Annotated in this window: 26 protein-coding genes; 9 read left to right on the top strand and 17 right to left on the bottom strand. The window is 74.7% G+C overall.

What is annotated here, in order from left to right; all coding sequences use genetic code 11:
* Positions 1-63: 63 nt before the first annotated feature.
* Together ACIPSC_RS17590 and ACIPSC_RS17595 are read left to right on the top strand one after the other, a co-directional pair.
* Entirely contained in the window at positions 64-336 is a 273-nt protein-coding gene (locus tag ACIPSC_RS17590; RefSeq protein ID WP_400826594.1) for a chaplin, read from the top strand.
* Positions 337-467: 131 nt separating this feature from the next.
* Positions 468-839 (top strand): hypothetical protein, encoded by a 372-nt coding sequence (locus ACIPSC_RS17595; RefSeq protein ID WP_400826595.1) that lies wholly within the window; start codon positions 468-470, stop codon positions 837-839.
* A 96-nt stretch (positions 840-935) separates the two neighbouring features.
* Here ACIPSC_RS17595 and ACIPSC_RS17600 read toward each other — a convergent pair whose 3' ends face one another.
* Positions 936-1592, bottom strand: a complete 657-nt coding sequence (locus tag ACIPSC_RS17600) for a hypothetical protein (protein WP_400826596.1) — start codon at positions 1590-1592, stop codon at positions 936-938.
* 300 nt (positions 1593-1892) lie between these two features.
* Here ACIPSC_RS17600 and ACIPSC_RS17605 point away from each other — a divergent pair, with 300 nt between their 5' ends.
* The 3 genes from ACIPSC_RS17605 (at position 1893) to ACIPSC_RS17615 (ending at position 3137) form a co-directional block, all read left to right on the top strand.
* Positions 1893-2237 carry a rodlet layer protein gene (locus ACIPSC_RS17605; protein ID WP_313764319.1) on the top strand — a complete coding sequence of 115 codons (345 nt, stop codon included), beginning with the start codon at positions 1893-1895 and terminating at the stop codon, positions 2235-2237.
* A 76-nt stretch (positions 2238-2313) separates the two neighbouring features.
* On the top strand, positions 2314-2658 hold the full coding sequence (locus ACIPSC_RS17610) for a rodlet layer protein (RefSeq protein ID WP_400826597.1): 345 nt from the start codon (positions 2314-2316) through the stop codon (positions 2656-2658).
* 221 nt (positions 2659-2879) lie between these two features.
* Positions 2880-3137, top strand: a complete 258-nt coding sequence (locus ACIPSC_RS17615) for a hypothetical protein (protein ID WP_238863692.1) — start codon at positions 2880-2882, stop codon at positions 3135-3137.
* Between the two features lie 268 nt (positions 3138-3405).
* Here ACIPSC_RS17615 and hemB read toward each other — a convergent pair whose 3' ends face one another.
* From hemB to ACIPSC_RS17650, 7 genes are all read right to left on the bottom strand, one after another.
* Positions 3406-4386: a porphobilinogen synthase gene (hemB, locus tag ACIPSC_RS17620; RefSeq protein ID WP_400826599.1), complete on the bottom strand. Its 981-nt coding sequence runs from the start codon at positions 4384-4386 to the stop codon at positions 3406-3408.
* 86 nt (positions 4387-4472) lie between these two features.
* Positions 4473-6140 (bottom strand): uroporphyrinogen-III synthase, encoded by a 1668-nt coding sequence (locus ACIPSC_RS17625; RefSeq protein ID WP_400826601.1) that lies wholly within the window; start codon positions 6138-6140, stop codon positions 4473-4475.
* On the bottom strand, positions 6137-7147 hold the full coding sequence (hemC, locus tag ACIPSC_RS17630) for a hydroxymethylbilane synthase (RefSeq protein ID WP_400826602.1): 1011 nt from the start codon (positions 7145-7147) through the stop codon (positions 6137-6139). The genes ACIPSC_RS17625 and hemC overlap by 4 nt, the downstream gene beginning before the upstream one ends.
* A gap of 41 nt (positions 7148-7188) precedes the next feature.
* The gene (locus tag ACIPSC_RS17635; RefSeq protein ID WP_400826604.1) at positions 7189-8523 is read right to left on the bottom strand and encodes a glutamyl-tRNA reductase; all 1335 of its coding nucleotides are present in this window, start codon (positions 8521-8523) and stop codon (positions 7189-7191) included.
* A 31-nt stretch (positions 8524-8554) separates the two neighbouring features.
* The gene (locus tag ACIPSC_RS17640) at positions 8555-9451 is read right to left on the bottom strand and encodes a redox-sensing transcriptional repressor Rex (protein ID WP_400826605.1); all 897 of its coding nucleotides are present in this window, start codon (positions 9449-9451) and stop codon (positions 8555-8557) included.
* A gap of 101 nt (positions 9452-9552) precedes the next feature.
* The gene (locus tag ACIPSC_RS17645) at positions 9553-10500 is read right to left on the bottom strand and encodes an exonuclease domain-containing protein (RefSeq protein ID WP_400826606.1); all 948 of its coding nucleotides are present in this window, start codon (positions 10498-10500) and stop codon (positions 9553-9555) included.
* 209 nt (positions 10501-10709) lie between these two features.
* Positions 10710-10994, bottom strand: a complete 285-nt coding sequence (locus ACIPSC_RS17650; protein WP_238863686.1) for a glutaredoxin family protein — start codon at positions 10992-10994, stop codon at positions 10710-10712.
* Positions 10995-11135: 141 nt separating this feature from the next.
* Between ACIPSC_RS17650 and ACIPSC_RS17655 the strand changes: the two genes are divergently transcribed.
* The 3 genes from ACIPSC_RS17655 (at position 11136) to ACIPSC_RS17665 (ending at position 15215) form a co-directional block, all read left to right on the top strand.
* A complete protein-coding gene (locus tag ACIPSC_RS17655) occupies positions 11136-12164 on the top strand; it encodes an HAD family hydrolase (RefSeq protein ID WP_400826608.1) in 1029 nt (342 codons plus the stop codon).
* Between the two features lie 644 nt (positions 12165-12808).
* Positions 12809-13591 (top strand): ECF subfamily RNA polymerase sigma factor, BldN family, encoded by a 783-nt coding sequence (locus ACIPSC_RS17660; RefSeq protein ID WP_400826832.1) that lies wholly within the window; start codon positions 12809-12811, stop codon positions 13589-13591.
* A gap of 301 nt (positions 13592-13892) precedes the next feature.
* The gene (locus tag ACIPSC_RS17665) at positions 13893-15215 is read left to right on the top strand and encodes a DUF5667 domain-containing protein (RefSeq protein WP_400826609.1); all 1323 of its coding nucleotides are present in this window, start codon (positions 13893-13895) and stop codon (positions 15213-15215) included.
* Between the two features lie 114 nt (positions 15216-15329).
* On the opposite strand, the gene ACIPSC_RS17670 is transcribed toward ACIPSC_RS17665, so the two are convergent.
* The 6 genes from ACIPSC_RS17670 to ACIPSC_RS17695 form a co-directional block, all read right to left on the bottom strand.
* Complete coding sequence (locus ACIPSC_RS17670; protein WP_400826611.1) at positions 15330-16340, bottom strand: lysophospholipid acyltransferase family protein; 1011 nt, start codon at positions 16338-16340, stop codon at positions 15330-15332.
* A 7-nt stretch (positions 16341-16347) separates the two neighbouring features.
* A complete protein-coding gene (locus ACIPSC_RS17675) occupies positions 16348-17463 on the bottom strand; it encodes an NAD-dependent epimerase/dehydratase family protein (RefSeq protein ID WP_400826612.1) in 1116 nt (371 codons plus the stop codon).
* Between the two features lie 232 nt (positions 17464-17695).
* Positions 17696-17794: a 30S ribosomal protein bS22 gene (locus tag ACIPSC_RS17680; RefSeq protein WP_003948845.1), complete on the bottom strand. Its 99-nt coding sequence runs from the start codon at positions 17792-17794 to the stop codon at positions 17696-17698.
* Positions 17795-17982: 188 nt separating this feature from the next.
* On the bottom strand, positions 17983-18192 hold the full coding sequence (locus tag ACIPSC_RS17685; protein ID WP_148644250.1) for a helix-turn-helix domain-containing protein: 210 nt from the start codon (positions 18190-18192) through the stop codon (positions 17983-17985).
* Positions 18193-18441: 249 nt separating this feature from the next.
* Positions 18442-19638, bottom strand: coding sequence for an acetoin utilization protein AcuC (locus tag ACIPSC_RS17690; protein WP_400826613.1), 1197 nt, complete (start codon positions 19636-19638; stop codon positions 18442-18444).
* Between the two features lie 113 nt (positions 19639-19751).
* Entirely contained in the window at positions 19752-20117 is a 366-nt protein-coding gene (locus tag ACIPSC_RS17695) for an HGxxPAAW family protein (RefSeq protein ID WP_400826614.1), read from the bottom strand.
* 101 nt (positions 20118-20218) lie between these two features.
* Here ACIPSC_RS17695 and ACIPSC_RS17700 point away from each other — a divergent pair, with 101 nt between their 5' ends.
* Positions 20219-20698, top strand: a complete 480-nt coding sequence (locus ACIPSC_RS17700) for a MarR family transcriptional regulator (protein WP_400826615.1) — start codon at positions 20219-20221, stop codon at positions 20696-20698.
* Positions 20699-20773: 75 nt separating this feature from the next.
* On the opposite strand, the gene ACIPSC_RS17705 is transcribed toward ACIPSC_RS17700, so the two are convergent.
* The 3 genes from ACIPSC_RS17705 to proC all read right to left on the bottom strand — a co-directional run bounded on the left by ACIPSC_RS17705 (position 20774) and on the right by proC (position 23663).
* Positions 20774-22003, bottom strand: a complete 1230-nt coding sequence (locus ACIPSC_RS17705) for an MFS transporter (RefSeq protein WP_400826617.1) — start codon at positions 22001-22003, stop codon at positions 20774-20776.
* Positions 22004-22172: 169 nt separating this feature from the next.
* Positions 22173-22826 (bottom strand): HAD family hydrolase, encoded by a 654-nt coding sequence (locus ACIPSC_RS17710; RefSeq protein WP_400826619.1) that lies wholly within the window; start codon positions 22824-22826, stop codon positions 22173-22175.
* Positions 22827-22835: 9 nt separating this feature from the next.
* Positions 22836-23663, bottom strand: coding sequence for a pyrroline-5-carboxylate reductase (gene proC / locus ACIPSC_RS17715; protein WP_313764335.1), 828 nt, complete (start codon positions 23661-23663; stop codon positions 22836-22838).
* Positions 23664-23871 lie beyond the last annotated feature (208 nt).

Consider the following 23871-nt stretch of genomic DNA (forward strand, 5'->3'; position numbering starts at 1 on the left):
GCACCCCGCCGCCGGCGGGGTGCGGCCCGCTCAACCCGTGTGTGATCGAGGAGATCAACCCCCATGCAGAACGTGAAGAAGGCCGCCGTCCTCTCCGCCGCCGCTGCCGGCCTGGTGCTGGGCGCTGCGGGTTCCGCCGCCGCCAGCTCCGGCGCCGAGGGCGTCGCCGCCGGCTCCCCCGGTGTGCTCTCCGGCAACCAGGTCCAGGTTCCGGTGCACATCCCCCTCAACCTGTGCGGCAACTCCGTCGACGTGATCGGCGCCCTGAACCCGGCGTTCGGCAACAGCTGCGCCAACGTGGAGGCGCACCCGCACCACGACGCGGACGACTGCTGATCCCCGGTCGGCACGCGTTTCGGCCGAACTGCCCCCCGACCAGCCGGCCGGGGGGCAGTTCGGCATCCCCGGGCGCAGTCCGGACGCCCGGCGACCCGAACCCCGAAGGGTGATTCCGCATGGTTTCGAAGATGGTTTCGAAGAAGAGCGGCGCCGGCCTCGCCGCCGCCCTGGGCGCCGCGGTGCTGCTCGGCGCCGGCGCGGGCACGGCGCACGCGGCGCCGGCCGAGGGCGGCGCCAGCCTGGCCAAGACCGACGTCGCCCAGGCGCTCGGCGGCACGACCGCCGGCCTCGGCTACGGCATCGCGCCGGTCAAGGACCTGCGCCTGGACCCGTGGGCCAACTCCTCGGCCGACGTGCTCAACAACGGCGCCACCGTCCAGCCGGACAACTCCGGCCTGGCGCCGGTCTCCACCGGGACGCTGACCGGGCCGCTGAGCGCCGGCGGCGGGCCGCGGGACCTCCCGGTCGTCGGGCAGCTGCTCGGTGCGCTGCCGGGCTGAGCCGGCGGGCGCACGCGCGGGAGCCCGGCACCCCCTCCGGCGGAGGGGGTGCCGGGCTCCCGCGCTGCTGCGCCGGCACCGGGCGCGGCGGCGGGCTCAGAGCTGGGCGAGCCCGGCCAGGCCGGTCTGCTGCACCACGCCGGTGGTGGTCGCCGTGGTGGTCCCGGCGAGGTTCCCCACCGAGTCGGTGACGGAGATCCGCTCGTCCTCGTTGCCCAGGGTCGCCTTGGCGCCCGGCACCGCCTGCACCGCGCCGGTGATCAGCCGCGGGTCCACCTCGTCCACCTTGAGCGCGCCGGCGGCCAGCTGGCCGGTGCCGTCCTGGGCCAGCGCGAGCGGCTTGCCGAGGCCGACGCCGGGGGTGTCGGCGTGCAGCGGCGCGGCGGGGGCGTCCAGCAGCAGCTCGCCGAGGTCGGCGCCCTGGTCGACCAGCGGCAGCGGCAGCTCCGCCTTGGCGCTCGGGCCCACCTTGCCGGTGCCGAGCGCGGGCACCAGCCGGTCCGGCAGCAGCGCGTCGCCGGTGGTGCGGCCCGGCACCGGCGGCATCACCAGGGAGGTCGGGATGCCCCCGGAGATCCGGCTGTCCAGCGGGGCGAGCGGCACGTCGAGCGGGACCTGCTGGGTGCCCAGCCGGTCCTCCAGAGCCCCGACCTGGTCGGGGCCGACCGCGGCGGCGGAGGCCGCCCCGGGGGACGCGAGCACGCCCGCACCGACCGCCAGCAGCATCGCGCCGGCCCTCTTGGAGAACTTCATGCTTTTCACCGTTCTGCCTGTCCGTACTGGAGTCCTGGGGGGTCGGCTGCGCGGGCGCAGCCGGAAAGCAATCTGCCTCAACGATCCACCCGGAGCCCGGATTGCGGGCGTTAACCGGTTCGGCCTAATAATCCGACCGGAAACCCCCTGCCGTCGCGCCTCCCGGAGTGTTTTCAAAATTCCGCGTAACCTTCCGTGCCGTCATTCTTTGATCTGAACGTCAGTGACCGCAGACCGGGTCTGAGCGTTGTACGCGTTGTACGCACGGAAACCAAGAGCTTTTCAGAGAGGGATCTCCCCATGATCCAGAAGTCCTTCGCCGCCGCCGGCCTGGCCGTCGCCGCGCTGGCCGCCGCCGCGGCGCCGGCCTCGGCCATCGCGGACTCGGACGGCTCCGCCGCGTCCCTCCAGGGCAACGGCGGCACCAACTTCACCGGCACCGTCGGTGACAACAGCCCGAACTTCCACTTCCTGGACAACGCGAACGTCTGCCTCCCGGAGATCCACAACATCGCCGTCGGCGTGCTCGGCGTGGCCGTCCCGGTCGAGGTCCCGATCGCCAACAGCGGTGGCAAGCAGTACTGCACCCAGGGTCAGGGCACCCAGAGCAAGGGCGACTCCGGCGTCTCCCACCTGATCGGCTGACCCCCACCAGCTGCGCCACCCCCCGAACCACCCTTCGAATCGCTCCCCGATTCACCCCTCGAGAGGAAACCCCGAAATGATCAAGAAGTCCTTCGCCGCCGCCGGCCTGGCCGTCGCCGCCATCGCGATGTCCGCCGGCTCGGCCGCCGCCATCGCCGACTCGGACGGCTCGGCCGTCTCCGCCCAGGGCAACGGCGGAACCAACCAGACCGGCACCCACGGCAACGGCAGCCCGAACTTCCACACCCTGGACAACCCGAACATCTGCCTGCCCGAGATCCACAACATCGCGGCCGGCGTCCTCGGTGTCGCGGTCCCGATCGAGGTTCCGGTTCTCAACAGCACCCCGAAGCAGATCTGCAACGTCGGCCAGAACACCCAGTCCTCGGGCGACGCGGGTGTCTCGCACCTGATCGGCTGATCCAGGGGCATGGCGCGGTCGGAGGGCCCGGGGACGTGTCCCCGGGCCCTCCGGGCTTTGGTGCGATCAACTGTCCGGCCGGACCGTCCCGAACGGGCGCGGACCGGCCGGGTGACAGGCCGTCGGGAGCGGCGCGTGGGGTGCCGCGGCCGACGGCAGCGTGTGTTCACGTGATCAGTGAGAGTGCTCCGACCGAGCGCTCCGAACGAGAGGGCAGATCCATGAAGAGCAAGCTGGGCAAGGTCGCGCTGACCGCCTTCGGCGCGCTGGCGCTGGCGGGCGTCGCCACCCCGGCGTTCGCGCACGTCGGCCTGGTCGGCGGCGGCGAGTTCGTCGCCTCGGCCGACCCGGTCTTCGCGGCCGGCGAGTGGTGGGGCCTCGCCCACACCTCGAACATCCACACCGGTGCCCACGGCTGGGGCGCCGCCACCTCCACCGACGCGGTCGGCGGCGAGGAGGGCTTCGCCCACGTCGGCTGACGCCGGGCGAACGACGGAGGCCGGGTCCCGTGGCGGGACCCGGCCTCCGTACGTGTCTCTCCCGCCCCGAGCTCGACAGCAGGAGGCGAGCGGGGCGAGAACTGCTAGGTCCTGTCCGGTCGATCTTGTCGGATCAGCGCGCGACGTTGGGCGCCCGGCTGGGCGTGCGACCGGATCGTCCTCGTACTGGACGTACTTGGGCGATTCGGGCGTGCGTCCAGGCGGGATGCCCGGCGTCGTGCGCCCGGCAAGATCGGCCGGACAGGGCCTAGTCGAGCATCCCGGCGGCCTCCAGGGCCCAGTAGGTGAGGATCTGCTGGGCGCCCGCGCGGCGGATCGAGGTGAGCGTCTCCAGGATCATCCGCTCGCGGTCGATCCAGCCGTTGGCCGCGGCGGCCTCGACCATCGCGTACTCGCCGGAGACCTGGTACGCCGCCACCGGCACCGGCGAGGCGTCGGCCACCTGGCGCAGGATGTCCAGGTAGGCCATGGCCGGCTTCACCATGACCAGGTCCGCGCCCTCGGCGAGGTCCTGCTCCAGCTCGCGCAGCGCCTCCCGGGCGTTGGCCGGGTCCTGCTGGTAGGTCTTGCGGTCGCCCTTCAGCGAGGAGCCGACCGCCTCCCGGAACGGACCGTAGAACGCCGAGGCGTACTTGGCGGTGTAGGCGAGGATGCCCACGTCCTGGTGCCCGGCCTCGTCCAGCGCCCGGCGGACGACGGCGATCTGGCCGTCCATCATCCCGGACGGGCCGACCAGGTGGACGCCGGCGTCGGCCTGCACCCGGGCCATCTCGGCATAGCGCTCCAGCGTCGCGTCGTTGTCCACGCTGCCGTCGGCGGCCAGCACACCGCAGTGGCCGTGGTCGGTGTACTCGTCCAGGCAGAGGTCGGACATCACCACCAGGGCGTCGCCGACCTCGGAGACCACGTCGCGGATCGCCTGCTGCAGGATGCCGTCCGGGTTGGTGCCCTCGCTGCCCACCGCGTCCTGCACCGCCGGGACGCCGAACAGCATGACCCCGCCCAGGCCCGCCTCGGCGGCCTCGACCACGGCCTTGCGCAGGGTGTCGCGGGTGTGCTGGACCACGCCGGGCATCGACGTCACCGGCACCGGCTCGCTGACGCCCTCGCGGACGAACAGCGGCAGGATCAGCTCGGCCGGGTGCAGCCGGGTCTCGGCGACCAGGCGGCGCATCGCCGGGCTCCGGCGCAGCCGGCGGGGGCGAACGTACGGGAATTCAGCGGACACGGCTTCTCTCTCCGAACGGTTTTGCAGTCCCCGGGGGCGGCGGGTGGGCCGCCCCCGGTCTGGGTGCTTCTCGGCCGGCCGGAGCCTCAGCGGGCCTTGCGGCGCGAGCCGGGACGGCGCTCGCTGGGCCGGTAGACCGGCTCGCCGGCCGCGGTGGCGGTGTCGCGGCGCTTGGCCCCGAAGTCTGCCAGCGCCTGGGCCAGCGCGGCCGCCGACGGGGCCGGGGCCATCACGTCGACCCGCAGGCCGTGCTCCTCGGCGGTCTTGGCGGTGGCCGGGCCGATGCAGGCGATCACGGTCACGTTGTGCGGCTTGCCCGCGATGCCGACCAGGTTCCGCACGGTCGAGGACGAGGTGAAGAGCACGGCGTCGAAGCCGCCGCCCTTGATCGCCTCACGGGTCTCGGCCGGCGGCGGCGAGGCGCGCACCGTCCGGTACGCCGTCACGTCGTCGACCTCCCAGCCCAGCTCGACCAGGCCGGCCACCAGGGTCTCGGTGGCGATGTCGGCGCGCGGCAGCAGCACCCGGTCGATCGGGTCGAACACCGGGTCGTACGGCGGCCAGTCCTCCAGCAGGCCGGCGGCGGACTGCTCGCCGGACGGCACCAGGTCCGGCTTCACGCCGAAGTCGACCAACGCCTGCGCGGTGGTCTCGCCGACCGCGGCGACCTTGATCCCGGCGAACGCCCGGGCGTCCAGGCCGTACTCCTCGAACTTCTCCCGGACGGCCCGCACCGCGTTCACCGAGGTGAAGGCGATCCACTCGTAGCGGCCGGTGACCAGGCCCTTGATCGCCCGCTCCATCTGCTGCGGGGTGCGCGGCGGCTCGACCGCGATGGTCGGCACCTCCTGCGGCACCGCGCCGTACGAGCGGAGCTGCTCGGACAGGCCGGTGGCCTGCTCCTTGGTCCGCGGCACCAGCACGTTCCAGCCGAACAGCGGCTTGGTCTCGAACCAGGAGTGCGAGGCGCGGTGGGCGACCTGCTCACCGACCACGGCTATCACCGAGGTCGCCGGGTCCACCGGGGCGGAGACCGGGGAGGGCAGCACCCGGGCCGCCTTCAGGTCGGCCGCGATGGTGGCCAGGGTGGCGGTGAAGGTCCGCTGCCGGGTGGTGGTGCCGGAGAGCGTGGCGCTGAGCGCGGCGTCCGGCTTGCGGCCGTTGGAGACCAGCGCGTTGGCGGTGGCCGGCAGCTGGCCCAGCGTGGTGCGGACCACCAGGGTGGTCTCCGGCGCGCCCAGGTCGACCGGGCTGCCGGCGAGCAGCGCGCCGCCGTCCACGAACCGGACGTCGGCGCCGCCGGTGCCGCGCAGCGGCACACCCGCGTAGGCCGGTACGCCGACCGACTGGGCGACGCCCGGGATCACCTCGAAGGCGATGCCGTCGCCGGCGCAGCCGAGCATCTCCTCGGCGGCGCAGCCGTCCAGGCCGGGGTCGCCGTCGACGGTGCGGACCACGTGCTTGCCGTTGCGGACGGCCTCGGCGACCAGCTTGGTCAGATCGAAGTCGGCACCGTCGGCGGTGGGGGTGTGCACCTGCACGCCGGCCGGACAGTGGCTGCGCACGGCGGCCGCGGTCAGCGGGTCGGCGATCAGGACGTCGGCCGAGGCCAGCACCTCGACCGCACGCAGGGTCAGCAGGCCCGGGTCCCCGGGGCCCGCGCCCAGGAAGGTGCACCGGCCGGCGGCGGCCGGTGCACCCGGGAACGGGCTGTCCGCCGGGTAGGGGGTGTCGGTGGCGGTCGTGGGGCTCATCGGGCTCGCTCCCCCATGAGGGCGGCCGCGCCCGCGTCGAGCAGCCGGGCGGCGAGGGCGTGGCCGAGGGCCGCCGCCTGCTGCTCGGCGGTCTCGTCGAGGACGATCGGACCGTTGGCGGACATCTTCAGCAGGGTGGCGCCGTCGGCGGTGCCGACCACGCCCTCCAGCCGCAGTTCGTGCTGGTGGCCCCAGGTGGCCAGGCCGGCGACCGGTGCGGAGCAGCCGGCCTCCAGGGCGGCCAGCAGGGCACGCTCGGCGGCCACCGCGACCCGGGTGGGGGCGTGGTCGAGGGCGGCGAGCGCGGCGGCCAGCGCCGGGTCGGCGGTGGTGCACTCGATGGCGAGCGCGCCCTGGCCGGGGGCCGGGATCATCAGTTCCGGGTCGAGGTGCTCGGTGACCTCGGCCGCGCGGCCGAGCCGGTTCAGGCCGGCGGTGGCCAGCACCACGGCGTCCAGCTCGCCGGAGGCGACGAAGCCGATCCGGGTGTCCACGTTGCCGCGGATCGCGACCGTCTCGATCTGGGCGCCCCGGGCGCGGGCCCAGGCGTTCAGCTGCGCCATCCGGCGCGGCGAGCCGGTGCCGATCCGGGCGGCGCGGCCGGCGCCGGCCAGCTTCTCGGCCAGCTCCTCCAGGGTCAGGCCCTCGCACGCCACCAGGGCGTCGCGGACGTCCTCGCGCTCGGGCACGGCGGCCAGCACCAGGCCCGCGGGCTCGGCGGTGGGCAGGTCCTTCAGCGAGTGCACGGCGAAGTCGATCCGGCCCTCCAGGAGCGCGTCGCGCAGGGCGGAGACGAACACGCCGGTGCCGCCGATCTGCGCCAGCGCCTCCCGGGAGGTGTCGCCGTAGGTGGTGATCTCCACCAGCTCGACGGGGCGCCCGGTGAGCCGGGTCACCTCGCGGGCGACCATGCCCGACTGGGCCATGGCGAGCGCGCTGCGCCGGGTGCCGAGCCGCAGCGGAGCGGTGTCGGCCGGAGCCTGGTCGGTGAGCGGTTGACCATTCATGAGGTGATCGTCCCGGTGGTACTCGTGGGATGGCTGACGGTTCATCTGGCGCCCCCGCCCGAGGGCTGGGTGCCGATCGGGGTGCCGGAGACCGCGTGCACGGCCGCCGGGTCGAGGTCGAACAGCTCGCGCAGGGCGTCCGCGTAGGAGGCCCCGCCCGGCTCGGCGGCGAGCTGCTTCACCCGCACGGTCGGCGCGTGCAGCAGCTTGTCGACGACCCGGCGGACGGTCTGGGTGATCTCGGCGCGGGAGCGGTCGTCCAGGCCGGGCAGCCGGGAGTCGAGGCGTCCCAGCTCGGCGGCGACCACCTCGGAGGCCATCGCCCGCAGGGCGACCACGGTCGGCGCGATCCGGGCGGCCCGCTGGGCGGCGCCGAAGGCGGCGACCTCGTCGGCCACGATGCCGGTGACCGCGTCGACGTCCCCGGCGCCGGGGCTGGCGGCGTGGGCGTGCGAGAGGCTCTCCAGGTCGACCAGGAGCGCGCCCGGCAGCTCGTGCACCGCGTGGTCGACGTCGCGCGGCATGGCGAGGTCGAGCAGGGCGAGCGGGGTGGCGGCCGTGCGGCCGGCGACGGCGGCCGCCACGTCCTCGGCCCGGATCACCACGCCGGCCGCGCCGGTGCAGGAGATCACCAGGTCGACGTCGGCCATGGCCTCGGGCACCTTGGCGAGCTCGACGGTGCGCGCGACGTCGGCGCCGAGGATCTCGACCAGGCGCTCGGCGCGCTCCGGGGTCCGGTTGGCGATCAGCAGGTCGGTCACGCCGGAGCGGACCAGGGTGGCGGCGGCCAGCGAGCTCATCGAGCCGGCGCCGACCACCAGGGCCCGCTTGCCCGCGATCTCGCCCGCGCCGTCCGCGACCTGCTCCAGGCCGAAGGTCACCAGCGACTGGCCGGCCTTGTCGATGCCGGTCTCGCTGTGCGCGCGCTTGCCGACCCGCAGGGCCTGCTGGAACAGCTCGTTCAGGCCGCGGCCCGCGGTGTGCTCGTCCTGCGCGGTGGCCAGCGCGTCGCGCAGCTGGCCGAGGATCTGGCCCTCGCCGACCACCATCGAGTCCAGGCCGCAGGCCACCGAGAAGAGGTGGTGGACGGCGCGGTCCTCGTAGTGCACGTAGAGGTGGGAGGTCAGCTCCTCCAGGTCCACCCCGCTGTGGTGGGCCAGCAGCAGCGACAGCTCGGCGACGCCGGCGTGGAACTTGTCCACGTCCGCGTAGAGCTCGATCCGGTTGCAGGTGTTCAGCAGCGCCGCCTCGGCGACGGTCGCGGTGGCCGCGGCGTCGTGCAGCAGCAGGGTCGGGGCCTCACCGGTCAGGGCGGCGCGCTCCAGCACGCCGACCGGGGCGGTGCGATGGCTCAGTCCAACGACGAGAAGACTCACGCCCGCCCCCAGGTGCCACAGGTCTCGGTGCTCATGCCGGCATCACCGCGGAGAGCTCGCCCTCGCCGCCCTTGCCGGGCTTGGTCGTCCCCGGGTCGGCGTCCTTGGCCGCGGGCTCGGCCGCGCGGGCCTTGCCGTTGCCGCCGCCGGCCGCCCGGCGCAGCTTGGCCGCGGCCGCGCGGACCGGGCCGGGGGCGCGGTCGAGCACGGACTCGGTGCGGTCCGGCTCGTCGCCGGCCTTGCGCTGCTCGTGGAAGGCAAGGATCTGCAGCTCGATGGAGAGGTCCACCTTGCGCACGTCCACGCCGTCCGGGACGGTCAGCACGGTCGGGGCGAAGTTCAGGATGCTGGTGACGCCGGCCTCGACCAGCCGGTCGCAGACCTGCTGGGCGGCGCCCGGCGGGGTGGTGATCACGCCGATCGAGACGTGCTGGCTCTCCACGATGGACTCCAGTTCGTCCATGTGGCGCACCGGGAGGCCCGCTGCGCTGGTGCCGACCACCGCCGGGTCGGCGTCCAGCAGGGCGGCTACCCGGAACCCGCGGGAGGCGAACCCGCCGTAGTTGGCGAGCGCGTGGCCGAGGTTCCCGATGCCGACGATGACGACCGGCCAGTCCTGGGTCAGGCCCAGCTCACGGGAGATCTGGTAGACGAGGTACTCGACGTCGTAGCCGACACCGCGGGTGCCGTAGGAGCCGAGGTAGGAGAAGTCCTTGCGCAGCTTCGCGGAGTTCACGCCCGCGGCGGCCGCCAGCTCCTCCGAGGAGACGGTCGGCACCGAGCGCTCGGAGAGCGCGGTGAGGGCCCGCAGGTAGAGGGGCAGGCGGGCGACGGTCGCCTCCGGGATGCCCCGGGCACGCGAGGGTCGGCGCGCGGCGCCCTGGTCGGGCGTCTGCGAACTGCTCTGTGGTGATCGGCCGATTGCCACGGTGCTCCTGTGGGTGAAGCTGGGCTTTGGCAGCCAGGCTATGCGTTTGTGAACGTGTGCACAAAGATGGTGTCCGATTTGTCCCCGCACAGTGATGCGCATCACGCCGACGACCCCATAGCACCGGTCTCCTTCCGGGCCTCCGCCGGGGGCCGCGCACGGGGCGGCCGAAGGCCGTGCGCAGGGCCGTGTGCCGGGCCGTGCGGGGGCCCCTCCGGCGCCTCGCGCGGCTGCCCGAAGGGGTGCTCGGCGGGGTGCTCGACGGGCCGGTCGGAGGGCCGGTCGGAGGCGGGCCCGGAGGACTGCACCGGGAAGCCGGGCAGCGGGTCGCCGGCCGACTCGGCGGCCGGCACGGACGGCACACCGGGGTGCAGACCGGGCAGCGGGTCGCGCCGCACCAGCAGCACCGGCTCTCCGGACGGGCGCGAGCGCGCCCGGCCCAGCTGCGGCCACGGCACCCGCGCCGCCTCGCGCAGCGGCACCACCCAGTCGTCCGGCGGGCAGGACGCCGCCCCCAGGCAGTGCCGGAGCAGGTCGGCGGTGGCCCGGGCGTCACCCAGGGCGGTGTGCGCCGGGAACCGGCCGAGCCCGGCCGCCTCGACGCACGCCGCCAGCCCGAAACCGCGGGCCTCCGGCAGGTGGTCGCGGGCCAGCCGCATGGTGCAGAGCAGCGGGACCGGCGGCAGCGGCACGCCGATCCGGGCGAACTCGCGGTCGAGGAAGGCGTGGTCACAGGTGACGTGGTGCCCCACCAGCACCCGTCCGGCCAGCAGCTCCAGCAGCCGCGGGGCTATCTCGCGGAACCGGGGCGCGCCCTCGACGTCCGCCTGGGCTATCCGGTGCACATGGGTCGGGCCGACCGGACCCAGCGGGTCCAGCAGGGTGCAGAACTCGGCCTCCGGGCGCAGTTGCCCGTCCAGCAGCACGACGGCCACCTCGACCACCCGGTGCCGCCACGGGCTGCGGCCGGTCGCCTCCACGTCCACCACCGCGAAGCCCCCGGCCCCGGGCGGGGTGAGGGGCGTCCCTGGTGTCGGGCCGGGAAGCATGGCGGCACTCCTCGTGTGCTCAGCCCCCCCATGGGCGCAAACGCGTTCGATCGTAAGCCGACGAACACCGGGCGCCCCAGACCGTGCACGCGATTCTTCACAACGATTCGGCGAACCGCCCCCGCCGGTCGGCGGGGGTCGCCGGTGCCGCGCGCCCGCTCGGCCCGGGCGGGGCCGGGGCAGGCCCTACGCGCCAGGGGAGGCAGGCCCTACGCGCCGAGGGCGGACCGCAGCCGGCGCTCGTCGACCCGCCAGAAGTCGTGCTGGCGGCCGTCGACCAGGGTCACCGGGATCTGCTCCCAGTACTTGCGGTACAGCTCCTCGTCCTGCGTGATGTCCTTCTCCTCGAAGGCCGCGCCCAGCTCCCCGGTCACCCGGACGATCACCTCCCGGGCGTCGTCGCACAGGTGGCAGCCCGGCTTGCCGACCAGGGTCACGGTCCGGTCGGACGGCTTCGGGCTCGGGTTCTTGTCACGTCGCAGCAGAGGACTCACCCGGCCATTGTGCGCCTGTTTACACCCGTGCCGGAGCCGCCCGGGCGGCTCCCGGCGGCCACGGACGGGCAGTGCGCTGTTCACTCCTCGGGCACGCCGCCGTCACGGCCCCTCCGCGCCCGGCTGGCTATGCTCGGTGCCATGGCCGTGCTCCGAAGGCTCACCCAGGCAAGGCGCCCCACCAGCGCGCAGACCGCCCTGGCGGGCGAGGCCGCGGCCGAGGCCGCGGAGGCCGCGCTGAAGGCCGACCCGGGCGCCCCGCCCGTCGGCCGGCGGACCGCACCCGCCGAGCAGAGCACCCCGCCCCAGGACGCCGCGACCGGACGGGCCGGCGCGACCGAGCGGGCCGGCAAGGCCCCCAAGGCGCCCGCCGGGAACCACACGCCCGAGCCGGACGACCCGCGCGCCGCCGCCTTCTTCGACTGCGACAACACCATCCTGCGCGGCGCCGCGATCTTCTACCTCGGCGTCGGCCTCTACCGCCACGGCTTCCTCACCCGCCGCGACATCGCCCGGTTCGCCTGGCAGCAGGCCTGGTTCCGGCTGCACGGCGCCGAGGACCCGGACCACATGGCAGACGCCCAGCACACCGCGCTCGGCCTGGTCGCCGGCAAGCGGACCGCCGACCTCGAAGCGCTCTGCGAGGAGGTCTTCGAGCAGGTCGTCGCGGACAAGATCTGGCCCGGCACCCGCGCCCTGGTCCAGATGCACCTGGACGCCGGCCAGCGGGTCTGGCTGGTGACGGCCGCCCCGCTGGAGGTGGCCCGGATCATCGCCCGGCGGCTCGGCATGACCGGCGCGCTCGGCACCGTCGCCGAGGCCCGCGACGGCGCCTACACCGGCCGGCTGGTCGGCGACCTGCTGCACGGGCCGGCCAAGGCCGCCGCCGTCCGGTCGCTGGCCCGCCGCGAGCGGCTCGACCTGGACCGCTGCGCCGCCTACAGCGACTCGGCCAACGACATCCCGATGCTCTCGCTGGTCGGCCACCCGTACGTGGTGAACCCGGACGGCGCGCTGCGCCGGCACGCCCGGGCGCAGGGCTGGCGGGTGCGGGACTTCCGGACCGGGCGCAAGGCGGCCCGGGTGGGCCTGCCGGCGGCGGCCGCGCTCGGCGTGGCCGCGGGCGCGGCGGCGGCCGGGGTTGCGCTGCACCGCCGGCACCGCGCCTGACGCCGCGGACCCTCACCGTCCCTCACCGGACCGCCGCAAGCCGCTCCCGGACCGCCGGCCGCCACCGCCCGACCGCGGCGGCCGGCGTTCCCCTGCCCGGGTGACTGCCCGTCAATCCGCACGCTGACCAGCCCGCTCGTACGGGCGAACCCGTGCCTTCCACGGGCCCGCCCGACCCCCCCGACCGAACCTGCAAGCCGGCGACCGGTTCTGATCGTTCGCCAGACCGGGAAAGTCAGGGGTTACCGAGGCCAACCACGGGGAAACCGCCCGCCGGGCCACCGAATTGGTCACCCTGCGCACCCGTTCGATCACGTTGAGCCGGATGAACGACGACATCTTCGGTCAGTGTCGGCCGAATATGCATGCGATGCGGATCCCAAACGACCACTTCGACCACACGGTGTAGCTGTCATTGCACAAAGCGTTATTCTCTCCTGGATGCACGTCACCCACCCGCCCCTCGCGACCGGGCGGCGTCGGCGTGCTCTCCGCGCAGGCGGAGGTGATCCGTCCACAGTTCTGCCTCTGGGAGTCCCGTGTACCCACCCGTCCGGAACGACGCGCCTGCACCCTCCCGCCCGTCGCCCGCGCCCCTGCGCTCCCGCACCAGCCTCCGCGGCCGGCCGGCGTCCGCCCGGCAGATCTCCACCGGCCTGGAGCTGCTGCGCACCCTGCTGCGCAGCCAGCTCACCGCCGCCACGCCCCAACTGGCCCCCGCCGGCGCCTCGTTCGGCTACGGGCCGGCCCACCCCCCCGGTCTGGCGCTGCGCACCACCGCGGCCGGCTCCGCCGGCGCCGGCGCGCGCGGCCGGGCCGGGACCGGGACGGGCGGCCGCAGCCGCACCCGGACCGCCCCGAGCCCCGGCTACGAGACCGAGCACAACCCGATCATGGAGCTGGTCGAGCGGGCCCAGGCCGGCGAGAGCGAGGCCTTCGGCCGCCTGTACGACCACTACGCGGACACCGTCTACCGCTACATCTACTACCGGGTCGGCAGCCGGGCCACCGCCGAGGACCTCACCAGCGAGACCTTCCTGCGCGCGCTGCGCCGGATCGGCACCTTCACCTGGCAGGGCCGGGACTTCGGCGCCTGGCTGGTCACCATCGCCCGCAACCTGGTGGCCGACCACTTCAAGTCCAGCCGGTTCCGGCTGGAGGTCACCACCGGCGAGATGCTCGACTCCAACGAGTGCGAGCGCAGCCCCGAGGAGTCGGTGCTGGAGTCGCTCTCCAACGCCGCCCTGCTGGAGGCCGTCCGGCGGCTCAACCCGCAGCAGCAGGAGTGCGTCACCCTCCGCTTCCTGCAGGGCCTCTCGGTCGCCGAGACGGCCCGGATCATGGGCAAGAACGAGGGCGCCATCAAGACCCTCCAGTACCGCGCGGTGCGGACGCTGGCCCGCCTCCTGCCGCCCGACGCGCGGTGAGCGGTACCAGGACCGGGGACGGTGCCGGCGGAAGTGCCGGTGGCGCCCCCTACGGAATAGCCGGAACAACCGGAGGGCCGTCACCGTCGGTGCCGGTCCGACACGTCCGGGTGAACGGTCGGTCCGATGATCAGCCGTGCGTAACCGACCGCCCGCACCGCTCGTTGGCCAGCGTGCAAGCCCCCACCAGGCGTACGGTCAAGTCGAATTGCGACCTCTCACCCGATGGAGTGGCTTTGGCCCGCCGAGGCAACCGTCCGGCAGGCCGGGGTGTCGACAACGACGAAGGGAGGTGTGGCCCGTGACGGCAAACGTGCTGGAGCACCGGCGGGCGAAGGCCTTCGCCGAGGCGCTGGAGGCCCACCAGGCAGAGCAACGCGGCGCCACCGCGGCCGGATCGGCCAACGCCGCCGCCATCGGCGCCGGTTCGACCGCGACGGCCGAACTGGTCGGTCTGGCCGGCGTACTCGGGGCACTGCCGGGACCGGAGCTGGACGCGGAGGTCCGGACCGTCCAACGCGCCCAGCTGATGGCCGCGTTCGAGCAGGTCTTCGCCGGTGGGACGGGCGCCGTGGTGCCCCGGCAGCGCAGGCACCGGGCGCTCCGCGGCGCTCCGCGCGGCCGTTGGAGCCGCCGGTTCGCGATCGGCGGCCTGGTCGCCGGCCTGGCCGTCGGCAGCTTCGCCGGCGCGGCGGCCGCGAGCTCCAACGCCCTTCCCGGGGACACGCTGTACGGCATGAAGCGCGGCCTCGAAGGGCTCCGGCTCGACCTCGCCGACTCGGACACCGAGCGCGGCGAGCTGCTGCTCGACAACGCCGCCACCCGGCTCGGCGAGGCCAAGAGCCTGGTCGGCCGGTCGGACGCGGACGCTCTCAGTCCGGGCACCGTCGAGCGGGTCCGCAAGGCGCTGGACGACATGCACGCCGACGCCCTCAAGGGCCGCGACCTGCTGCGTTCGGTCTACCGGAGCAACGGCTCACTCGACCCGATGCGCACGCTGGCCGGCTTCGCCCAGGACGAGGACGGCCACTGGGCCGAGCTGCAGAGCAAGCTCCCGGTCCAGCTGATCTCGCAGGCCCACCTCGTCGACCAGCTCTTCGACGACATAAGCGAGGACGTCGCGCCCCTGCGTCTGGCCCAGCCGCCCGCCAAGAGCGGCAGCCCGGCCGGCTCCGGGGCGGGCGGCGCGACGGGCAGCCCGGCGGGCGGCGGCACCCCGGCCGAGGCCCCGGCCGTCGGCGGCGCCCCGGCCGCGGGCACCGGCCCGGACCGCAACGGCGGATCCGGCGGCACGGGCGGCAGCGGCAAGGCCGGCAGCACCGAGCAGGCACCGTCCGCCGGGGCCAGCACGCCCGGCGCCGGTGCGGCGGCCGGCGGCGGAGCGGCGCCGAACAGCCTGCCCAGCAGCGCCTCCGACGCGGTCGGCGGGCTGGTGGACAACCTCACCAGCGGCCTCCCCGGCACCAAGCCCTCGCCGAGCGCCGACCCGGCGCCCGCGCAGGCCCCGCAGCCGTCCGGCACGCCGAGTGCGGCCACCGGCGGTGGCAGCGGCACTCAGCAGGGCGTCGACGTGCCTCCGCTGGTCCCCGGGCTGCTGCCCGGGCTGCGGATCCTCGGCGGCTGACGGGCCCGCACAGGCGGAGGGGCCCGGCGAATCTCGCCGGGCCCCTCCGCCGTTGCCGCCCCGCCTGCGCAGCGGGCCGGCCGGGCAGGCGGGCGGCGTGAGCCGGGCCGGCCGTCAGAAGAAGACCGACCGCCGCTGCACCAGCAGCTTGTAGAGCGTGTGCTGGATGGTCTCCCTCACCTCGTCGGCCAGGTCGAAGACCAGCATCGGGTCGTCCGCAGCCTCCGCCGGGTGCCGGTCGGTGGCGATCGGCTCGCCGAACTGGATGATCCACTTGGTCGGCAGCGGCACCGCACCGAGCGGCCCGAGCCACGGGAAGGTCGGCGTGATCGGCACGTAGGGCAGGCCGAGCAGCCGGGCCAGCGTCTTGAAGTTGCCGATCATCGGGTAGGTCTCCTCGGCCCCGACGATCGAGCAGGGCACGATCGGCACCCGGGCCCGCAGCGCCGAGGAGACGAAGCCCCCGCGCCCGAACCGCTGCAGCTTGTACCGCTCGGAGAACGGCTTGCCGATGCCCTTGAAGCCCTCCGGCCAGACCCCGACCAGCTCGCCGCGCTCCAGCAGCGCCTGGGCGTCCTCGTTGCAGGCGAGCGTGTGGCCGGCCTTGCGGGCCAGCTCGTTGACGCCGGGCAGCACGAACACCAGGTCGGCGGCGAGCATCCGCAGGTACCGACGCGCGGGGTGGTGGTCGTGGATGACCACCTGCGTCATCAGGGCGTCCAGCGGGATCGTCCCCGAGTGGTTGGCCACGAGCAGTGCGCCGCCCTCGGCCGGGATGTTTTCGATCCCGCGCACCTCGACCCGGAAGTACTTCTCGGCGAGCGGCCGCACCAGCCCGAGCAGCACCTCCTCGGTGAGCTCGCGGTCGAAGCCGAACTCGTCCACCTCGTAGTCGCCGGTGATCCGGCGGCGCAGGAAGGAGAGACCGTCGGCGGCCCGGCCCTCCCAGCCCTTGCCGAACAGCCGGGTCGCGGTCGGGCCGAGCGGCCCGGCCAGTGCCCCGCCGACGGCCCCGGCGATCCGGTCGGCCAGGCCGGCGGGCGGCTCGGGCTCGCTCCAGCTCGGTGCGGACTCGATCGGGATGACCTTGGCCTCGCCCGGCGCGTTCTTGGCTGCGGCACTCATCGCGGGTTCAGCTCCTGGGTCGGCGGGGACGGTTCGGGGGGGCCGGGTGCGCCGGGTGGGCGGCCGGGGCGTGCTCCGGCCCCAGCAGCGCGCCCAGCCGGTCGGTGACGGCGGTCAGCCGCTCGGGCGGCAGCAGCCCCGTGCGCTGCGCGGCGGCGAAGTCGGCGAACGCCTCCGGGGTGGTGAAGCGCGGCCGGTAGCCGAAGGTGTCGCGCAGCGCGGTGGTGTCCACCACCCGGCCGTGGGTGAGCAGCCGCAGCTGCTCGGGGGAGAAGTCGACCATCCTGGTCTGCCGGGCCACCCCGGCCATCCAGCTGATCGCGGGCAGCAGCAGCGGCAGGGTCGGCCGGCCGAGCCGGCGGGCGCACTGGGAGAGCAGCAGCACGCCCTCCCCCGCCACGTTGAAGGTGCCGGTGTTGACGGTGCCGGGCTCCGGCTCGGCCGCCGCCCGGGCGAGCACCGCGAGCGCGTCGTCCTCGTGGACGAACTGCAGCCGCGGGTCGTAGCCGAGGACGGTGGGCAGCACCGGCAGCGCGAAGTACTCGCTGAGCGGGGTATCCGCGCCGGGGCCGACGATGTTGGCGAACCGCAGCACGGTGACCGCGACGTCCGGGCGGCGCCGGGCGAAGCCGCGGACGTAGCCCTCGACCTCGACCGCGTCCTTGGCGAAGCCGCCGCTCGGGAGGTTCTTGGGCTGGGTCCGCTCGGTGAACACCGCGGGGTCGCGCGGCGCCGAGCCGTACACGCCGGTGGTCGACTTCACCACCAGGCGGCGCACCCCCGGGGCCTTCTGGCAGGCACCGAGCAGCTGCATGGTGCCGATGACGTTGGACTCCTTGACCGCGGCGCGGTTGGTGGAGCCCAGGCCGGTGGCGCTCACCGCGAGGTGGACGACGGTGTCGACCCGGTGCTCGGCGATCACCCGGGCCACCGCGGGCCGGCGCAGGTCGAGCTGCTGGAACCGGTACGGGGCGGCGGGCTCCGCCGGCTCCTCGACCGGCAGCCGGGGCGGCTGCACGTCCACGCCGACCACCAGGTCGACACCGGGCCGGCGCCGGAGCTCGGCGACGAAGCGGGCGCCGAGCCGGCGGGACACGCCGGTGACGAGCACGACCATCCCCACAGCGCTGCACCCCATTCCTCGGCCGCCACGGCCCTGCGTGCACCGTACCGCGCCGCCCGGCCCTGCCGGGAAGTGACACCGCCCGGACCCTGCCGGGAAGTGACACCGCCCGGACCCTGCCGGGAAGTGACACCGCCCGGACCCTGTCGGGATGTGACACCGCCCGCCCAGGCCGGCAGGCCTGGACGGGCGGTGGAAGCGCCGGGCGCGCGAGGCGCGCGGCCGGGGGCGCTTACTTCTTGTTGCGACGCTGAACGCGGGTCCTCTTCAGAAGCTTGCGGTGCTTCTTCTTGGCCATACGCTTGCGACGCTTCTTGATGACAGAGCCCACGGAACAACCCTCGCTCACTAAGACTCGCGCCCGTGAGAGACGGAGTCCATACGACTGACGGAGGGCCTAGCCTACCGCCCGTCCGGCCAGGGCCGTAATCGTGCTCCCCCGGAACGGCGAACTCGGGGGAAATCCGGGGCGAACGAGCGCGGGGGCCACCGGCTGTGACCCCCGCCCCGCCAACCGGTCTACGCGCTTTCGAGCCGCACGTAGGACTCCTTCAGGTACTCGTGCACCGCCTGCTGGGGCACCCGGAAGGACCGCCCGACCCGGATGGCCGGCAGCTCTCCGCTGTGCACCAACCGGTACACCGTCATCTTGGACACCCGCATGACCGCGGCCACCTCGGCCACGGTCAGGAAGACGACTTCCTGCAGGGGGCGTTCGCCGGAACTCATGACCATCACCGACCCTTACCCGTGTGCAAGGCACCGGCTTCCCCTCCGGTGACTCCACCGGCACACGTGTATCCCCAGAGTAGTTATGGGTGGTACCAGTGGGAAGAGGGGGAAGCGCAGTCCTCGTACGGTGAGAGATAGGACTGTTGCATTACGTAGTCGCTAGGCGGTCTGCAGTAGTGGGCGTGCGCACCGACCGGCATCTTCACAACCGGGGGTCGGCGTTCGGCCCGGCCGCACCGGTGCTGGTCAGGGCAGCAGGCCGTGGTGCGGCAGTACGGCGCGGCGGGCGGCCAGGATCGCCTGGTCGAGGCGGTCGGCCGGATCGTAACCCGCGTCGAAGTCCCGCCAGGACGGCCGGGCGCCGTCGGTCATCCGCGGCGGGGCCGGGCGGCCGGTGCGCCGGAGGACCTCGGCGCGCCAGGACTCGGGGGTCTCGGCCGCCGGGTCGACGGGCCTGCCGGCCGCGGTGGCGACCAGGTGGGTCCAGCTCCGCGGGACGACGTCGACCACGGCGTAGCCACCCCCGCCGAGGGCGATCCAGCGGCCGTCGGCGTGCCGGTGGGCGAGGCCGTGCAGCTCCTCGGCGATCAGCCGCTGGGCGTCCACGGTGACGGCGAGGTGGGCGAGCGGGTCCTCCAGGTGGGTGTCCGCGCCGTGCTGGGTGACCAGGACCTGCGGGCGGAAGGCCGCCAGCAGCTCGGGGACGAGGGCGTGGAAGGCGCGCAGCCAGCCGGCGTCGCCGGTGCCGGCCGGCAGCGGCAGGTTGGCCGCCGAGCCGGGGGCGTTCGGCCCGCCGGTCTCGGTGGCCCAGCCGGTCTGCGGGAAGAGCGTGGCGGGGTGCTCGTGCAACGAGACGGTGAGCACCCGGGGGTCGTCCCAGAACGCCTCCTGCACACCGTCGCCGTGGTGGACGTCGACGTCGACGTAGGCGACCCGCTCGGCGCCGAGTTCGAGCAGCCGGGCGATGGCGAGCGCGGGGTCGTTGTAGATGCAGAAGCCGGAGGCCCGGCCGGGCATGGCGTGGTGCAGGCCGCCGGCGAAGTTGACGGCGTGCGGGGTCTCGCCGCGCCAGACGGCCTCGGCGGCGGCCACCGACTGGCCGGCGATCAGTGCGGAGGCGGAGTGGACGGCCGGGAAGCCCCAGTTGTCGTCGGTGCCGAGGCCGTGCCGCCGGTCCGGCTGGTCGGGGTGGTCGGCGGCGTATTTGACCGCCTCCACGTAGGCGCGGGTGTGCACCAGGTGGAGGGTGGACTCGCCGGCCGGCGGTGCGGCCCGGACGGTCACTCCCGGGCCGGTGTCCAGTCCGAGCGACTCCACCAGGCGCATGGTGAGCGCCAGGCGGGTCGGGTCCATCGGGTGGCCGGGACCGAAGTCGTAGGCGGTGACCGCCTCGTCCCAGAAGAGGTGCAGGCCGCAGGGGGTGTCACGCTCGGCTTCGGGCATGGCCCCACCGTAGTGCGTCGCGGCCGCGGGAAGGCCGCCAGGGGCGCACCGCCGACGGCGCGCCCCGCCGCCGTCGCGGAGGGGCGCCACAGGCTCGCTGAGCCCCTGCTTGCCTAGTCGCGGGCGACGGCGCGGGCGGGTGCCGGCGCGGGGGCCTGTGCGGGGGTGGTGGCGGGGGTCGGGCGGCCCGCCAGGCGGCAGCCGAGGCAGTCGGGGTGGCCGTGCCGGGCCGCGGCGTCCCGGGTGCGCCAGTGCCGGCGGTCGGCCGGCCGCGGCCCGGTGGCCTTGCCCCAGCCGGCGAGGTGCAGCACCCAGGTGGTGACCGCCGCCAGGGCGGTGACGGCCCCGCCGAGCCAGAGGCCGGCCGCCGAGCCGGCGATCAGGGCCACGCCCGCGACGGCCGTACCGGCGACGGCGATGGCCGTACCGGTCCAGCCGGCGACGGTGTGCCCCATGTCGTGCTCGTCGTGTGCGCCCATGTCCCCTCATTTGGTGTGATGGAGCCGCGACCGCCCCTGGGGCGTCGCTGGAGATGTCTTATCTCACGAGCTAAGTAACTTAGATGCTAAGGAGATATTCCGTGGAGGGCAAGCCGCGCCCGGAGGCGACGCCCGAGCAGGCGCAGTACGCGATGGACCGGATGATCGCGCTCGCGCAGTTCGGACAGCAGGACATCGCCGCTCGGCTCGGGCTCAACGTCACCGACCTGACCTGCCTCGGCTTCGTCATCGAGGCGGCCCTCGCCGGCACGCCGCTGGCCGCCGGCGACCTCGCCGAGCGGGCCCAGCTGACCACCGGCGCGGTGACGGGTGTGCTCAATCGCCTGGACAAGGCCGGCTTCGCCCACCGGGAGGCGGACCCGGCGGACCGGCGACGGGTGCGGGTGGTGATGGCCGACTCCGCCCAGGAGCGCATCCTGGCGGTCTACGGCCCGTTCTACGCCCGCCTCGCGGGGCTGTTCGCCGACTACACGCCGGACGAGATCGCCGTCCTGGCGGACTGGTTCACCCGGGCCAAGGCGCTGATGCAGGTGTCACTGGAGGAGATCCGGGAGCACTGAGCCGCGCCCCGGACCGCCCCCGACCGCCCCGGACCGGGCGTCAGGCCACCGCCCCCGACCGCCCCGGACCGGGCGTCAGGCCACCGCCGGCGCCGGGACGGGCGCGGGGGCCGGGACGAACCGGCCGGCCAGCGGCAGCACCGCCAGGACCAGCAGCATCGGCGCGAGCAGCGCCCAGCGGTACGAGCTCGCGTCCGCGATCGCGCCGACCAGCGGCGAACCGACCAGGAAACCCGCGTAGTTGAACAGGTTGAGCCGCGCCACGGCGGCGTCCGAATCGGCCGGGAAGAGCCGCCCGCCGGCCGCGAACACCTGCGGGATGATCGCGCAGATGCCGAGGCCGAGGACGGTGAACCCGGCGATCCCGGCCCAGGCCCCGGGCGCGGCGGCGGCCACCGCGAAGCCCAGCGCGGCCAGCGCGGCCCCGGCCCGCACCACCGGGACGGCGCCCCAGTGCTGCACCGCGCGGTCGCCGACCGCCCGGCCGAGCAGCATCGCCACCATGTACCCGAGGTAGGAGAGCTTGGCGACGTCGTCGGGGCTGTGCAGACCGTCGGTGAGGTACTTGACGCTGTAGTTGGAGACGGAGGCGTCCGCGATGTACGCGAAGGCCATCGCCAGGCAGAGCGGCAGCAGCGGGCGCCACGGGATCGTCCGGGCGGCGGCCTCGGCCGCCTCCCGGACGGCGTCGCCGAGTTCGCCCGGTCCGGCGCCGGAGGTCCCCCCGGCCGAAGACCGGGGGAGGGTGCCGGCCAGCACGGCCAGCGGGGCGATCACGGCGGCCGCGGTGCCGAACAGCACCGGCAGGCCGGCGTCGTAGTGCGAGCCGAGGCCGGCCAGCGCCGCGCCGAGGATGCCGCCGAGGCTGAACGCGGCATGGAAGCCGATCATGATCGAGCGGCCGTAGCGGTGCTGCAGGCCCACCCCGAGCATGTTCATACTGGCATCCAGCGCGCCGACCAGCAGGCCGAACGCACCCAGGGCGATGGCGAGTTGCCAGAGCTCGTCACCGAAGCCGACGCCGGCCAGGGTGAGGCAGACCGCGGGCTGGACGACCCGCAGCACCGACCGGGCACCGGTCCGCCGCACCAGCTGCTCGGAGGCGATCGACCCGACCCCGGCCAGGATCGGCACGGCGGCCAGGAAGACCGGCAGCAGCGCGTCGCTGAGCCCGTACCGGTCCTGCAGTTCGGGGATGCAGGTGACCAGCAGCGCGAAGGTGGTGCCCTGGAGCAGGAAGCCCGCGGCGAGCGCCGCCCGGCCCTGGCGCAGGCGGGGCGTGATCACGGTACTCGCGGCACTCATGCGGACCTCGCTACCGGCCGGTACGACGATGTTGGCGAGAGCGTAGGCGGTGCCGCCGCTTTTGGGGAGGGGTCGCGCAACGCGAGGGCGGACGGCGCGCCCGGGCGGGCGCGCGGCGCCCGCGGGGGCCGGCGACGCACGCGAGGACGGGCCCCGCCCCCGCGACCGGTCAGCCGAGCAACGCGGGCACCTCGGCGAGGTCGGCGATCAGCCCGGTGGCGCCGGCCGCCAGCAGCTTCGCCGGATCGGTGAGCGCCGTGTAGCCGTACACGTCCATCCCGGCGGCCCGGGCGGCCAGCACGCCGTTGACGCTGTCCTCCAGCACCAGGCAGCGGGCCGGGTCGGCGCCGAGGGTGCGGGCGGCGTGCAGGAAGAGGTCGGGCGCGGGCTTGCCGATGCCGACGTCCTGGGCGCTGAAGATCCGCTCCTCGGCGAGGTGCCCGCGCAGACCGGTCAGGTCGAGCGCGGTGCGGATCCACGTGTGGTGCGCCGAGGAGGCCAGGCAGTACGGCACGGAGCGCTGCCGGAGCTCCTTCAGCAGCGTATCCGCGCCGCGCACGGCGGTGAGCTCCTCGGCGAAGGCGGCGAACACCCGGGCGTGGAACAGCTCGTCGAAGCCGTCCGGCAGCTTCGCTCCGTCGTACCGCTCGGCGATCAGGTCGTGGATCCGGTGGGCGGCGCTCCCCATGAAGTCCCGGTAGGAGTCCTCGACGGTCGTCGGGTACCCGAGCTCGGTCAGGTACTCGGCGAGCACCCGGTTGGAGAGCGGCTCGCTGTCCACCAGGACGCCGTCGTTGTCGAAGATCACCAGTTCGTAGGACACCGGAGGAGCCTACTTGCCGCCGGAGGCCAGCTCCCGGGAGCGGTCGCGGGCCGCCTCCAGGGCGCCCAGCAGCGCGGCCCGGACGCCGTGGTTCTCCAGCTCGCGGATGGCGGCGATGGTGGTGCCGGCCGGCGAGGTGACCGCCTCGCGCAGCTTCACCGGGTGCTCGCCGGAGTCCCGCAGCATGACCGAGGCACCGATCGCCGACTGCACGATCAGGTCGTGCGCGACGTGCCGGGGCAGGCCGAGCAGGATGCCGGCGTCGGTCATCGCCTCCACCAGGAAGTAGAAGTAGGCCGGGCCGGAGCCGGAGAGCGCGGTGGCGGCGTCCTGCTGGGACTCGGGCAGCCGCAGCGCCTTGCCGACCGAGCGGAAGATCTCCTCGGCCCGCTCCAGGTGCGCCTCGGTGGCGTGCGAGCCGCCGGAGATGACGCTCATCCCCTCGTCCACCAGGACGGGCGTGTTGGGCATCACCCGGACCACCGGGGTGCCGGCCGCCAGCCGGGCCTCGAACCAGGCGGTGGGGATGCCGGCCGCCGCGGAGATCACCAGCCGGTCGGAGCCGACGTGCGGCGCCAGCTCGTCCAGCAGGGTGCCCATGTCCTGCGGCTTGACCGCGAGGATCAGGGTGTCGGCGAGCTTGGCGGCCTCGGTGTTGCCCACCACGCCGACGCCGTACTTCTCGGCCAGCTCGGCGGCCCGCTCGGGCCGGCGGGCGGTCACCAGGACGTCCGCCGGGTTCTTGCCGGCCCGGAGCAGGCCCGAGAGCAGCGCCTCCCCGATCTTGCCCGTGCCCAGGAAGGCGATCTTCTGCCCGTGCGCCGCTGCGCTGCCCATGCCCGCTCCTCGCGTCCGTACCTGCCGCCATCCTCGCACCGCGCGCCCGCCCGCAGCGGGACCGTCCACCCTGCGGAAGGCCCCGGACCGGCGCCGGCGCCACGGCGGCGGCAGCCGGCCCCGGCGGCGGGCAGCGAACGGAGGTGGCCGGTCCCGTAAGGGCCAAACTCCGGGTTCTCCCCTATGGCCCCCGGGGGCTCCCGGGCGC

Origin of the sequence: Kitasatospora sp. NPDC090091, assembly GCF_044747365.1 — a bacterium.
Lineage (GTDB): Bacteria > Actinomycetota > Actinomycetes > Streptomycetales > Streptomycetaceae > Kitasatospora.